A 14147-nucleotide genomic window follows, 5' to 3' on the forward strand; every position below is an offset into this window, starting at 1 on the left:
GGTTCGGGGGCGGGATCGTCGGTCGGTGACAGGGCGGGCGGCGGGTCGTAGCATGGCGCTCGGCTTCCGGTCGCCGCGAGCCGCCCGCGGCCATGCCCGTGATCTGGCCTCTTTTTTCTGGGTGAGCGCCTCGATCAGGATTTATGATGGAGCTCACCATTAAGATTCGTCAAGAAGGGTCATCAGTGACGCTCTCCGTGACCGGCGGCGACCTCCAGCGGCTCCGGCGGCTCAACGCGCTCGCCGCGCTCTCGGCCCTGCGCGCCGGCGGGCCGGCGACGCTGACCCAGCTCGCCGAGCGCGCCGACCTGGCCAGGGCCACCATCAAGGTGGTGGTCAAGGACCTCATGGAGCTGGGCTGGGTGGTCCAGCTGGATCCGAGCGGCGGCGAGAAGGGCAGGCCCGCGCGCCGCTACCGGTTCCACGCGGAGGCGGGCCGGGTGCTCGGGCTCGACATAGGAGCGCACAAGGTGCTCGCGGTGGTGGCCGACCTCGACGGCAACGTCCTGCACACCACGCGCAAGCCGGTCACTCCCGAGCAGCCGCGCGGCGAGCGGCTGGCCGCCGTCGACCGGGCCATCGACGGCTGCCTGACCGGCTCGGGCACCGCCGCCGCCGACGTCTGGCTCGCGGTCGCGGGCAGCACGGGCTACGTCGACCTGCAGGGGCGCGTCGTGCTCTCGCGGGCCATCCAGGACTGGTCGGACGTTCCGCTGGCCGACCACCTCGGCGACCGGCTGCGCTGCCCCGTCCTGGTGGAGAACGACAGCAGGCTCGCCGCGCTGGCCGAGTGCCGCAGGGGCATCGCCCGCGACGCGCGGAACCTGATCTTCCTGCACGTCGGACGCCGGGCCGGCGCCGCCGTCGTGCTCGACGGGGTCCCCCTGCGCGGCAGCGGCGGCGCCGCCGGGGAGATCGGCGTGCATCCGCTGTTCAACCTCGGTCACGTGGGCGAGCTGCTGCAGGCCGTCCCGTCGGTCGAGCCCGGCACGCCGCCGGAGGCGGTCGCGGGGGCGGTGTTCGAGGCGGCCAGGCAGGGTGACGTCGAGGCGCGCCGGGCCGTCCTGCGCTACGTCAAGGTGCTCGCGCTGGCCACCACCGCGATGGCCCTCACCGTGGATCCCGACCTGGTGGTGCTCGGCGGGGGGTTCTCGCGCTCGGCCGACGTGCTCATGGAGCCGCTGCGGATCGAGCTGGAGACGATGTGCCTGCGCACGCCCGAGCTGCGGGCCTCCGTGCTCGGCGACGAGTGCGTGGCCATCGGGGCCGTGTGCCACGGCGTCGAGCATCTGGCCAAGGTGCTCTTCGACCCGGAGATCGACCTGTCGGTCGCCGCGCCTCCGTCGTCATTAATGGTGTAGCTCACCGAATGTAGCCCATTTACATCGAACTTCGATATAAATGGGCGCGTGGCATCCTCTCAGGCGGACCCCGGCCCCGATCTCGACCTCGACGCGCTCGTCGGCGCGATCGAGGACTTCAACGCGTACTTCATCCGGCTGCCCTCGGTGCGGCGGCTCAGCTTCTCGACCCTGTCCGTGCTGCACACGCTGGCGGGCAAGGGTCCGATGCGGCTCACCGATCTGACGGCGACGGAACAGCTCAAGCAGCCCGCGCTCACCAGCCTGGTCGCCAGGCTCGAACGGGACGGGCTGGTCGCGCGCCGCCCCGACCCGCGCGACGGCCGCGCCGTCCTGCTGAGCCTCACCGAGGAGGGCAGGGACATCGTCCGCTCCCGGCGCGCCGACCGGGTGGCGCGGGTCGCCCGCCTGGTGGCGCACCTGAGCGAGGACGAGCGCGCAGAGCTGGCCCGGTACGCGGGCGTCCTCGGCCGCCTGACCGAGATCGCCGTGCGTGTCGAAGACTAGGAGGACGGTTCCCTTGACTCGCTCGACTCCCTTCCCGTTGCGCCCCGAGCCGCTGCACGTACCGGACGAGGTGCTCGACGACCTGCGCCGCAGGCTCATCATGACCCGATGGGCGCCGTCCGCCGGGAACGACGACGGCTTCTACGGCGTGCGCGGCGAGTACCTGCGCGAGCTGGTCGCCTACTGGGCCGACGGCTTCGACTGGCGGGCGGCGGAACGGGCGATCAACGCCTACGAGCACTACCGGGTGGACGTCGGCGGCGTGCCGGTGCACTTCATGCGCAAGCCCGGCGTCGGCTCCGCCCCCGTGCCGCTGATCCTCAGCCACGGCTGGCCCTGGACGTTCTGGCACTGGTCGAAGGTCATCGACCCGCTCGCCGACCCCGGCGCCCACGGCGGGGACCCGGCGGAGGCGTTCGACGTGATCGTGCCCTCACTGCCGGGTTTCGGGTTCTCGGCCCCGCTGGACGGCCGGCCGGACATGAACTTCTGGAAGATCGCCGACGTGTGGCACGAGCTGATGACCGGCGTCCTCGGCCATGACCGGTACGCCGCCGCCGGATGCGACGTCGGGGCGCTGGTCACCGGGCAACTCGGCCACAAGTACGCCGACGAGCTGTACGCGATCCACATCGGCTCGGCGCAGAAGCTCACCTTCTTCAACGGCGACCGCGCCTGGGACCTGAGCGGCGGCATGCCCATCCCGGACGGCCTGCCCGCCGACGTGCACGCCCGGTTCGTCGAGCTGGACCGGCGGTTCGCGGTGCATCTGGCGGCGCACATGCTCGCGCCGTCCACGCTCGGCCACGGCCTGGCCGACTCCCCCGCCGGCATGCTGGCCTGGATCCTGGAACGCTGGACGAAGTGGTCCGACAACCATGGCGACGTCGAGAACGTCTTCACCAAGGACGACCTGCTCACCCACGCGACGATCTTCTGGGCGGGCAACACGATCGACAGCTCGATCCGCACCTACGCCAACAACAACCGCTACCCCTGGACGCCGTCGCACGACCGGTGGCCGGTCGTCGAGGCGCCCACGGGCATCACGTTCGTCGACTTCGAGAACCCGCCCGGCGTGACGACCGGCGACCAGCGGATCCGCGGCTTCCTCGACGGCGACCGGGCCGCCTGGTACAACCACGCCGGCATCACCTGCCACGCTCGCGGCGGGCACTTCATCCCATGGGAGATCCCCGACGAATGGGTCGCAGACCTCCGCCGCACCTTCCGCCCCCACCGCTGACGCGCCCTTCCCGCCGATCCCGCCGAATCCGACGACCGGCCCGGCCCGGACCTGGCCGGACCGGCGTCTCGGTGGGGCGTGATCAGGGTCTTCCTTCGGTCGCGGATGAGTCGTTCGTAGAACATGTGGTCCGAAGGACGGTTTTCTTACATCCCGGTTCGTATTTCCGGCGAACCGGGCTAGCCGGCGAGGGCCTGGGTGATCTGCCGGGTGGTCTGCGCGGCGACCCTCGGGCTGACGGCGGCGTAGGCGGTGTACGCGTTCAGGCCGGTGGCCAGGGCCCAGCCGCGGCCCCGGGTCCAGGTGGCCTCGTCCACGCCGAGCGCGGCGCGGAAGGCGGCCCGGCTGCCGGCCGACATCAGGGTGAAGGCGATCATCAGGTCGGCGGCCGGGTCGCCGATGCCGAGCCCGCCGAAGTCGATGACCGCGCTGACGCGGCCGCCGACGGTCAGCACGTTGCCGGTGTGGAAGTCGCCGTGGAACCAGACCGGCGCGCGGTCCCAGCCGGGGGCGCTCATGGCCGCGTCCCACAGCCCGGTCATGGCGGCGCGGTCGAACACGCCGCCGAGCGCCGCGATGGCGGCCCGCGTCGCGCGATCCCGGCCCGCCAGCGGCTGCTGGGCGAGGTCGGGACGGCTCTTCAGGGACGGGACGGACTCGGGCGCGAACCGCTGCAGCGCGACCAGGAACTCCGCCAGCCCCTCGGCGGCCACGGTCGAGCCGGCCAGCGCCTCGACGGTGGCCACCTCGCCCGCCAGCCAGCGGGACACCGCCCACCGCCACGGGTAGCCGAAGCCGGGCTCGCCCACTTCCACCGGCACCGGTACGGCCAGCGGCAGCCATGGCGCGAGCCTGGGCAGCCACTCGTGTTCCTTGTCGGCCTGCCCGACGGCGTCGGCGTGGCGGGGCAGCCGGACGGACAATTCGTCGCCCAGCCGGTAGATCACGTGGTCGGAGCCCGCCGGGTCGAGCAGCCGCAGCGGCAACGCGGCCCACTGCGGGAACTGCGTGTCGACCAGCCTCCTGACCAGGGCGGCGTCGATCGTGGGGCGGGCGGGCGCGGTTCCCGGGACTGCCAAGGACGACTCCAGCGACGGGCCCGCTCCCTGCGGCGGGCGGCCGGACCATCACAGTGCACCGCGAGCCCGCGTGTCGACCCGATTATCGAAGGCCCGCGGCGCGCCCGTGGGGCAGGTTGCGCCTGCCCCACGGGTGTCGCCCGCGTCCGGTACGCGTTCCTGGGGCGGAGCCGCCGGGGTCAGCCGGGGCGGTTGCCGGTCGGGATCACGATCTTGGTTTGCGCGCCCTTGGTCAGGTAGAACGTGGTCCACTTCTTGATCATCTCGTCGAGCAGCCAGGCCGCGGCCGGCACCAGCGGCAGCCCGATCACCCCTTCCCTGAACGCCACCAGCAGCGGCCAGGCGGTCTTGACGACCGGGTCCCACAGCGGCTCGCGCGGGATGCCGTTCCAGTCGGCCGCCTGGTTGCCGGTGAGGTACCTGGAGAACGCGTTGACCAGCGGCTTGTCGATGCTGCCCGGGCTGGTCAGCTCCGCGAGCATGTCGCGCAGGATGTCGTTCAGCTCCACGCCCTCCGGCGTCGGCCCCATGTTCCTGGGCAGGACGATGTCCGACTGGGCGTAGGAGGTGTCCCAGGTGGCGGGGATGAACTCGTCCCTGATGCCGAGCATGTGCGCCAGCAGCTGCAACGAGTGCAGGTACGCCGCGGACTCGGCGGCGGAGATGCGCACCTTCCACTCGCGCATCCCGCGCATGGAGTAGGTCGCCAGGGTGTGCCACGTGACCAGCATGTCCTCCTGGCTGATCGGGATGGGCCCCGGCCAGTGGGGGGACGACTTGAGCAGGTGCCGCACGGCCGCGTGCACCAGCCGGGTCTTGACGGCCTCGACCACGGCCGTCCCGCCGGGCCCCCAGGCGTTCTGGGGCCTGACGGCGTACGCCAGGACGTTCGTCTTGGCGACCCGGTCCTTCAGGTCGGCGCCGCCCGCGGAGTAGTAGACCGCGCGGGCCTCCTTGGGGATGGCGGTGGCCAGCATGCCGGCCCCGACGATGGTGAGCACGACGATGTAGTTGCCCTTGAGCGCGTGGAACCGCGACGCGGCCTCCAGCTTGCCCTGGTCGGCCCAGGACGGGAGCTGACGCGCCTGCTCGATGAAGGCCCGCAGGTCGGCCGGCAGCCCGGCGGGCAGCGGCTGGTCGTTGCGGTTCCAGTCGAGGAGCAGCCGGTTGACCTCGGGGATGACCCCGCGGTCGAACAGCGAGGCGAGGAGCGGGTCGGCGACGTCGTCCCACACCCAGCGAGGGTCGGCGCCGGTGCCGGAGCCCGCGACCGAGCCGGCGGCCGGCCACTCCCAGCCGTCGGCGAGGGCCTTGGCCTGGGCCGGGGAGGTGATCCCCAGCGCGCCGAGGGCTCCCAGGGCGGTGCCCGAGATCAGTATCTCGCGCCTGCTCAGCTCTGCCATGCTCTGCACTCCTTCGAGATGGGGGGTCCCGCTCAGGGCAGTCTCGATCGGTTCGCCGGAGATCCACCGAACAGGGAGCGCGTGTCGGCGCCGTCGCCGGAATCACGCCTGCTGAGTTCTCCCACGCCGCTTCCTCCTTCTCGCCCGGGGCCGAGAAGTGGGTGATACTGAGAAACAAACCATGAGTCTGTGTATCATCATGAGAGCACGTTGTGATGGACATCACAAGACCCGCCCCTGAGGCAGAATCGATGCAGGAGGTGATCGTGGAATCCGTGCTGTCCGGCTTCATGGCGCCGTCGGGCTCGGAGTCGTTGCTGGAGCGCGCCTTCGTCGACGCCGTCGAACGCGTCGGCGACCCCGACGAGCTGCGGACGCGCATCCTCGACGCGGCCTACGAGCAGTTCTGCCGGATGGGCATCAGGCGCTCCACCATGGAGGACGTCGCACGCCTGGCCAAGGTGTCACGGATCACCGTCTACCGGCGCTTCGACACCAAGGACACGCTGGTCGAGCACGTGGTGCGCCGGGAGTTCCGCCGCTACTTCGACCGGTTCCTCATCGACATCGAGCAGGCGCACACGCCGGCCGACCGGGTGGTCCTCGGCTTCGTCAGCTCGTTGCGGGCCATCCGCGGCAACCCGCTGATCGGCGGTCTCATCGCCACCGAGCCCGATCTGCTGGTGCCGTCCCTGATGACCGACGGCGGCCAGACCCTCGCCACGGTGCGGCAGTTCGTCGCCGGCCAGCTCCGCCGGGAGCAACGCGCGGGCAACGTGTCCGACGGCCTCGACGCCGACCTCGTGGCGGAGATGATGGTGCGCATCTCCACCTCCTTCCTGGCGATCCCCAGCGCCGTCATCGATCTCGACGACGACGGGCAACTCGCCGAGGTGGCCAGGCGCTTCCTGGTGCCCATGCTCCAGCCGCCCGCCTGACCCGCGGGGCCCGGCCCTCACTTCCCGCCGGCGAAGGCGGCGCGCAGCGCGGCGCCGCGGGTGACGACGGCGACGCCGGCCAGGGCGAGCGCCGACAGGCCCTGGAGCACGGCGTACCAGGCGGGGCAGAGGCCGGGGATCAGGTCCACGCCGATGATCGCGATCGGCATGACGGTGGACAGGGTGCGCACCCGGTCGAACGCCTTGTACGACCCCTCCGCGGCGCGGACGGTCATCCGGTGGATCAGCGCAGCCATCGCGACCAGCACGACCCCCCGGACCCACATGAAACCGGACGCCTCGCCGCCGGTGAACGCCATCACCGCGACCACGCCGAGGACGATGACACCGACGGCCCCGAAGAGCGTGACGCACTTCTTCACCGTGGCGAGGGCCTCCTGGGCACGGGCGTCGCCGAGGGCCGTCGCCGCGGTCGGGAGGTCGCCGGTGTTCGTCATGATCTGTCTCCTCCGTGTCGTTGTGGCAGCGAGCCTAGGAAGCACCCGCCGGGCCGGAACATGGGGTTGGCCGTACGGGTGGGTGGGGCTGGCCCCACTTCTGCCGGCGATCCCGTCCCGCCCGTCCCTCTTGACTTATTCTTTTGACCGACATATCTACTTTCCTGAAGGCATTTTCCAGCCACGCAACATTGGCCGATCAGATGAACTCCGAGGCGATTAGGCAATTCGTCTGGGACCATGAATCGCGCGTCGTCGTGTTCAGCCTTTCGCCGACCATCTGAACAGTGGAATGGAAATTCGCGATGTCTCACGCACCGGTTCCCTCCGACGTCTCCGCCGCCACGTCCGGATCGATGTCAGGGCCGTCCCGGCGGGCCGTCCTGGCCGGTGGCGGCGCCGCGCTCGCCGCCGCGCTGGCCCCGGCCGCACCGGCGCGGGCCCGCGTGGCGCGGGACGACGGCCGGACGGCCGTCACCTCCGGCACCGACTTCGCCGTCGCGCCCTCGCCCGACGGCCGCCTGCTCGCCCTCGACCTGCTCGGCGTCCTGTGGGTCTGCTCGGCCTCCGGCGGCGCCGCCCGCAGGCTCACCAGCGACCTGTACGACATCGCCCAGCCCGACTGGTCTCCCGACGGCGAGACGATCGTGTTCCAGTCGTACCGCGACGGCGTCTTCGACCTGTGGACGATCCGGCCCGACGGATCCGCGATCAGGAAGCTCACCACCGGCCCGTACGACCACCGCGAGCCCCGCTACAGCCCCGACGGCCGCACCATCGCCTACTCCTCCGACGCGGGCGGCAGCTACGGCATCCACCTGCTCGACGTCGCCACCGGAGCGAGCCGCGTCCTGACCGACGGCTCCGCAGAGGAGTACGAGCCGGCCTGGTCGCCCGACGGAAGCAAGATCGCCTTCGTCGTCGCCGACACCAGGATCGACGTCGTCGAGGTCGCCACCGGCACGCGCGCCACCGCGGTCACGGTGCCCGCCGGGCAGGTCGTCCACCAGCCGTCCTGGCTGCCGAACGGCGCCGACCTCGCCTACCACCACTTCCACTCGGGCGCCAACGACCTGGCCGGCACCGCGGGCGCGCTCGTCACCGGCGAGGAGGTGTTCCCGTTCCGCGCCCGGTTCGCCCCGGACGGACGCTATTACTACACCTCCGCCGGCACCATCAAGGTCCGCCGCCTCGGCTCCCCCACCGCCGGCACGGTCGGCTTCACCGCCGCGCTGACGACGACCACTCCGAAGTACCGGAAAAAGGTCCGGGTATTCGACCAGCCAGGCTCATTCCCGGTCGTCGGAATCGGCAGCCCGGCCGTTTCGCCGGACGGCTCCCTCATCGCCTTCCGCGCGCTCAACGACATCTATCTCATGCGCGCCGGCGGCACCCCGGAACCGCTTTTCCGGGACCGCTGGTGGAAAGCCGACCCGGATTTCTCCCCCGACGGGCGGCGGCTGGCATTCGTCACCGACCGCACCGGCACGCTCAACGTCTGGGTCCGCGAGCTGGACACCGGCGCCGACCGGCAGGTGACCCGGCTGACCGACTCCGCCGCCATGTCGGTCCGCTGGTCGCCGGACGGCAGCGAGATCGCCTACCTGGACCAGGACGGCGCCCTGTGGGTCGTGGAGGTCTCCACCGGCGACCGCCAGAAGATCTACGACGCGACCTTCGAGCCGGGCCGCCCGACCTGGTCCCCCGACGGCAGGACGCTGGCGATGGCCGCGGTGGTGCCGTACTCGCGGCGCTACCGGGAGGGGCTGTCCAAGATCCTGCTCGTGGACCGGGCCACCGGCGCCGGCACGTACGTCGACCCCGCGCCCCACCGGTCCCTGCAGACCCGCGGCGACGACGGCCCCGTCTGGTCGCCCGACGGCACGATGCTCGCCTTCGCCATGGAGTCGGTCCTGTGGGTGCTGCCCGTCGACCGGACCGGCCGGCCCACCGGCACGGCCCGTCAGGTCACCCGTGAGGTCTCCGACGCCCCCGTCTGGGCCGGCGACTCGGCCACCCTCCTCTACCTGAACGAGGGACGTCTCAAGCGGGCGAGCCTCGACGGGAGACCCGCCCGGCCGGTCCCTGTGCGGCTGACCTGGCGCAACGACCCCGGCCCCGACCAGGTCGTCATTCACGCGGGCCGCATGTGGGACGGCGTCTCCGGCCGCGTCGTCCGTGACGTCGACATCGTCGTACGTGGCCAGCGCATCGCCGCGATCGAGCCGCACCGGGACGGACGGCCGGGCGACCTGATCGACGCCCGCGACAGGTTCGTCATGCCCGGCCTGATCGACATCCACCACCACCGCGAGATGCAGGGCTACGCCTACGGGTCGCGGCAGGGTCCGCTGTGGCTCGCCCTGGGCGTCACCACCACCCGCTCGCCGGGCTCGCCCGCGTACCACATGGTGGAGGAACGCGAGTCGGTGCAGTCGGGCGCCCGGCTCGCGCCGCGCTACCTGGGCACCGGCGAGGCCATCGACGGGGCGCGCGTCTACTACAACTTCATGCGCCCGACGTACTCGCACGAGCAGCTGCGGCTCGAACTGCGGCGGGCCGCCGCCCTCGACTACGACCTGCTGAAGTGTTACGTGCGGCTGCCGGTCGTCTGGCACCGGGAGGTCATCGACTGGGCCCACCGCCAGGGCAAGCCGGTCAGCTCGCACTACCACTACCCGGCGATCGCCATGGGCGGCGACCAGACCGAGCACGTCGGCGCCACCAACCGGTTCGGCTACTCGCGCACCGTCACGAACGTCGGCTCGGCCTACTCCGACGTCATCTCCATGTTCAACGCCTCGAAGATGGCCAGGACCCCCACCCTGTTCGCCTCCTCGACCCTGTACCGGGAGGACACCTCGCTGGTCACCGACGAACGGGTGCGCCGGCTCTACCCGAACTGGCGGACGGCCGCGCTCCGGGCGACGGTCACCGCGGCGCAGACCGCCGACCCGGCGGCGCTCCAGGTGGTCCGGACGAACCTCGCCAACCAGGTCGCGCAGCTCACGGCGATGATCCGCGGCGGCGGCGTGGTCACCGCCGGCACCGACGCGCCGATCGACCACCTCGGGCTCAGCCTGCACATGAACCTGCGGGCCATGGTCCGGTACGGCCTGACCCCGCGCGAGACGCTCACCGCCGCGACCAGCACGTCCGGGGCCTACCTGGGCCTCCCGCTGGGCCGGATCGCCACGGGCATGTACGCCGACCTGGCCATCGTCGACGGCGACCCGCTGTCCCGCATCGAGGACGCGGCCAACGTCACCGCCGTCGTCGTCGGCGGCAGGCACCACACCGTCGAGCAGCTTCTCGCTCCATACCCGTCCGCCACCACCACCGCCGCCACCGACCAGGGGGCGGCCGCGCCCGCCGGGCGGGTCAAGGCCCGCGTCCCCGCCCATCCGAGCACGGCGGGCCACTGGTGGAACGACCCCGCCCACCTCGCCGAAGCCCGCACCGCCTGCTGCGACGGCCACTGAACCAGCCCCGGCCGCTCATGTCCGCGTGCGGGTCAGGCCGTCCGGATCAGAACGTCGGAATGGCCGTACGGCCGATCTTGGTCGGCCGTTCGGCTGATCAAGGTCAATCGCGCGGCCCCCTAGCGTCGGTGCCGACATCATCAGAAAAGGGGGCTTTCTGTGCGTGCACGAAAGATCGTCACAGCCGTCGCCGCGAGCGCGACCCTGATGGCGGGGATGGCGGTCACCGGCCAGGCGTCGGCGGACGTCAGGCGTGACAACGGAACCGACGCCCTGGCGGGGTTCCACCGCCAGGCGCTCGCCTGGCACCGCTGCGCGACCGGTCCGGCCGACGACGCCGGCGCGGCTCTGGACGCGGCGGGCGCCCAGTGCGCCGAGGTGACCGTTCCGCTGGACTACCGCAGGCCCCGGGGGCGGACCGTGTCGGTGGCGATCTCACGGATCAAGGCGGCCGATCCCGGCGCGCGCCGGGGCGTCCTGCTGATCAATCCCGGCGGTCCGGGCGGGAGCGGGCTGCGACAGCCGCTGCTCGGCAGGCTCATGCCCGCCGTCGCGGCCCGTTACGACCTGATCGGGATGGATCCGCGCTTCGTCGGCCGCAGCACGCCGATCCGCTGCCGGTGGACGACCGACACCCCCACCCGGTCGGCCGGCCCGACCCGTCGCACGTTCGACGAGAGCGCCATGCTCATGCAGGAGCTGGCCGCCGGATGCGTCCGGGGCAACCGTGACCTGCTGCCGCACGCCTCCACCCGCAACACCGCCCGTGACATGGACGTCATCCGCGCCGCGCTCGGCGAGCCCAGACTGTCCTACCTCGGCTACTCCTACGGCACCTACCTGGGCGCCGTCTACGCGCAGCTGTTCGGCGGCCGCGCCGACCGGTTCGTCCTGGACAGCGCGGTGGACCCGGACGTCTACGGCCCCGACCTGCTGTCCGCGACCGGCCCGGCGATCGACGCCGCGCTGAGGCACTGGGCCTCCTGGGCCGCCGCCCGCGACTCCGAGTACGGCCTGGGCGCCACCGAGGCCGACGTCCTGGCCACCGTGGAGCGGGTGAACCGGGCCGCTGCCCGTCGTCCGCTGCGCGTCGGCGGGTACCGGATCGACGCCCACCACGTCCCCTACCTGCTGTTCATCCGCCTCTACGACGACAGCGCCAAGGCGTACGCGAGCTTCGCCGCGGAGGTGCGGACGCTGGCCCGCGCCGCCCGCGGCGACGCGGTCACCGTCCCGGCGTCGTTGAAGGAGACGCTCGGCGGCCTGTTCACCGGGTCGGGATCGGCCGAGGACCGGGCGGGCACCCCGATCCTCTGCGCCGACCGGGCCGCCTCCCGCGACCTGGAGTCCTACTACCGCGACATCCAGGCCCACCGCGCGGACGAGCCGCTGTTCGGGCCGATGACCCGCAACCTCGGCCCTTGCTCCTTCTGGCCGGTCGCGCCGGTGGAGGCGCCCACCGCGCTCGGCAACGACGTCCCGCTGCTGGTCGTCGGGGCCGAGGGCGACCCCGTCACCCCCTTCCCCGGCCAGCGGTCCATGCACCGGGCGCTGACCGGCTCACGCATGATCACCCTGCGCGGCGCCTACCGCCACGGCGCCTACCTCGCCGCGGGCGACGCCTGCGTGAACGCCACCGTCAACCGGTACCTGGTGGACGGCGTCCTGCCCGCTGAGGACACCACCTGCGACGGGACCGGCCGGGGGTGAGCCCGGCCGCGGATCGACAGGCGGGACCGGCCGGGGGAACCCGGCCGCGGATCGATCGGCGGGCTGACCCCGCCGGAGGTCAGCCGGAGCGGGCGCGCCAGCAGCGGTCGAGCTCGGCGCGCAGGTCGCGGCGGAGCGCCCGGTCCAGGCCGGGCTGGGCGAGCGCGTCGGTGAAGTCGCGGGCCGCCTCCTCCCAGCGGCCGAGCCGGGCCAGCGCGGTGCCCCGGTTGTAGCGCGGCTCGGGCGCGGGCGACAGGGCCACCGCCCGGTCCAGGTCGGCCACGGCGGCGGTCACCTCACCGCGTTCGAAGCGGACGGCGGCGCGATTGGTCCACGCCTCGACCAGCGTCTCGTCGCCCTCCAGAGCCTGGGTGAACAGGTCCTCGGCCGGTTCGCCGCGCTCGGAGCGGATCAGGCCGAGCGTGCACAGCAGCGCGGGGTCCTTGGGGGCCAGTTCGAGGCCGGCCAGCGCGTCCCGTTCGGCGGCGTCGAGCGCGCCGCGCTCCAGGTGGGCGTTGACCAGGGCGATCCGGGCGTCCAGGTGGCCGGGGTCGATGGCGAGCGCGTGCTCCAGGTCCTCGCGGGCCCGGTCGTCGCGGCCGCGTTCCAGGTGCAGCACGGCGCGGTTGTAGTAGGCCTCGGGCAGGTGCGGCCCCAGGCTGATGGCGGTGCCGTAGTCCTTGATCGCGGCTTGGACGCGACCGGCCGCCCGGTGCAGGGCGGCCCGGTCCACGTAGTACTCGCTGTTGTCCGGGTCGTGGGCGATCACGCTGTCCAGGTCGGCCAGGGCCCGCTCCGGGTCGCCGAGCGCCAGGTGCACCTGGGCGCGGTTGTGCCGCAGGCGGGCCAGGTGCTGCGGGTGCTCGCCCGGCGCGAGCACCGCGGTCAGCCTGGCCAGCCCGTCGTCGACCAGCCGCAGCGCCCGGTCGGGCGCGCCCGCCTTGGCCTCCAGCAACGCCAGGCCCTGCTCGTAGAAGACGGTGGAGATCACCTGGTGACGCGGGTCGTCCAGGCTCTGCGCCAGGTCGAGCGCCTGTTCCAGCCAGTGCCGGGCCTGCGCGGGGTCCTGGCGGGCGGCCGGGAGGTGGCGGGCGTACAACATGGCGGTGGCGTACGCGGCGGACATGTTGATCTTCGGGTCGCCGGTGGCGGCGCGGGCCTCGTCGTAGAGATCGAGTGCCTCCTCGGCGCGCTCCAGCGCCGCCAGCGCGGTGGCCAGGCCGGTGCTGCAGGCCCACCATTGCCGCAGGTCGCCGTCCGGGGTGACGAGGGCGCGTCCGTGGGCGGCGACGCGGGCCGCGTGGTGGTAGAAGCCGCGGGCCAGGCCGTCGCCGAGGGCGGCGCGGACGGCGTCCGAGGCCGTGGGGAGCGGCGGCGGCTCAGCGGGACCGTCGGCGCGCAGGTCCAGGCGCAGCGGGGTGGCGGCGGTCCGCCGAACCAGGACGTCCAGCAGCTCGGCGGTGGTCTCGTCGGCGTTCGCGACGTGGTCGAAGGTGACGGTGACCGGGCGGCGGAGGGCGCCGGCCCAGGCGGCGGCGAACTCGGCGGCGCCGTACGCCAGGCAGGCGGTGCGGCGGGCGGGGTGGAACCTGATCGGCTCCTCCTCGGCGGCCGGCCGCGCCGTGCGGTCGAGCCATGGGGCGATCGCGTACAGCTCGACCCGATGGCGGGCGGCCAGGCGGGGACGGTCGGCGGCGATCGTGGCGAGGAATCCGGCGACCCCGGCGTAGGGCCCGTGGCCGCGATGGCAGTCGTAGCGGTTCACGGCCGCACCGGGAACCGCAGGGGCGGGCACCCGAGAGCGCCCGCCGTCTCGGCACCTACCAGCACCACTCGATCCAGAGCCGGCGGGCCCCGGCCATCAGGCGCTGCGTGCTCTTGCGGCGGATGGTCATCTTCTTCATGGGCGCCTCCCAGGGGGGTGATCCACTTCAGGATGCCCAGAGCATAAACCGGCTTGTCC

At 72.6% G+C, this 14147-nt stretch carries 10 protein-coding genes; 6 read left to right on the forward strand and 4 right to left on the reverse strand.

All coding sequences use genetic code 11. From position 1 onward, the window contains the following. Positions 1-185: 185 nt before the first annotated feature. From ACIBK9_RS27755 to ACIBK9_RS27765, 3 genes are read left to right on the forward strand one after another with little or no spacing between them, the layout of a single operon-like run. A complete protein-coding gene (locus tag ACIBK9_RS27755) occupies positions 186-1361 on the forward strand; it encodes an ROK family protein (RefSeq protein WP_397161875.1) in 1176 nt (391 codons plus the stop codon). A 48-nt stretch (positions 1362-1409) separates the two neighbouring features. Next, on the forward strand, positions 1410-1868 hold the full coding sequence (locus ACIBK9_RS27760) for a MarR family winged helix-turn-helix transcriptional regulator (protein ID WP_397161876.1): 459 nt from the start codon (positions 1410-1412) through the stop codon (positions 1866-1868). 13 nt (positions 1869-1881) lie between these two features. Next, positions 1882-3114: an epoxide hydrolase family protein gene (locus ACIBK9_RS27765; RefSeq protein WP_397161877.1), complete on the forward strand. Its 1233-nt coding sequence runs from the start codon at positions 1882-1884 to the stop codon at positions 3112-3114. A 179-nt stretch (positions 3115-3293) separates the two neighbouring features. On the opposite strand, the gene ACIBK9_RS27770 is transcribed toward ACIBK9_RS27765, so the two are convergent. Next, positions 3294-4193, reverse strand: coding sequence for an aminoglycoside phosphotransferase family protein (locus tag ACIBK9_RS27770; RefSeq protein ID WP_397161878.1), 900 nt, complete (start codon positions 4191-4193; stop codon positions 3294-3296). Positions 4194-4372: 179 nt separating this feature from the next. Beyond that, positions 4373-5596, reverse strand: a complete 1224-nt coding sequence (locus ACIBK9_RS27775; protein ID WP_397161879.1) for an oxygenase MpaB family protein — start codon at positions 5594-5596, stop codon at positions 4373-4375. Positions 5597-5847: 251 nt separating this feature from the next. Here ACIBK9_RS27775 and ACIBK9_RS27780 point away from each other — a divergent pair, with 251 nt between their 5' ends. Continuing rightward, entirely contained in the window at positions 5848-6534 is a 687-nt protein-coding gene (locus ACIBK9_RS27780) for a TetR/AcrR family transcriptional regulator (protein ID WP_397161880.1), read from the forward strand. Positions 6535-6551: 17 nt separating this feature from the next. Here ACIBK9_RS27780 and ACIBK9_RS27785 read toward each other — a convergent pair whose 3' ends face one another. Then, complete coding sequence (locus tag ACIBK9_RS27785; RefSeq protein WP_397161881.1) at positions 6552-6992, reverse strand: hypothetical protein; 441 nt, start codon at positions 6990-6992, stop codon at positions 6552-6554. A 305-nt stretch (positions 6993-7297) separates the two neighbouring features. On the opposite strand from ACIBK9_RS27785, the gene ACIBK9_RS27790 reads away from it, so the two are divergent. After that, a complete protein-coding gene (locus ACIBK9_RS27790) occupies positions 7298-10474 on the forward strand; it encodes an amidohydrolase family protein (protein ID WP_397161882.1) in 3177 nt (1058 codons plus the stop codon). A 159-nt stretch (positions 10475-10633) separates the two neighbouring features. After that, positions 10634-12184, forward strand: coding sequence for an alpha/beta hydrolase (locus ACIBK9_RS27795; protein WP_397161883.1), 1551 nt, complete (start codon positions 10634-10636; stop codon positions 12182-12184). A 79-nt stretch (positions 12185-12263) separates the two neighbouring features. Here the strand turns inward: ACIBK9_RS27795 and ACIBK9_RS27800 are convergent, their stop codons facing one another. Further along, positions 12264-13949: a tetratricopeptide repeat protein gene (locus tag ACIBK9_RS27800; RefSeq protein ID WP_397161884.1), complete on the reverse strand. Its 1686-nt coding sequence runs from the start codon at positions 13947-13949 to the stop codon at positions 12264-12266. Positions 13950-14147 lie beyond the last annotated feature (198 nt).

The organism is Nonomuraea sp. NPDC050227, from assembly GCF_044459705.1.
Classification (GTDB): domain Bacteria; phylum Actinomycetota; class Actinomycetes; order Streptosporangiales; family Streptosporangiaceae; genus Nonomuraea.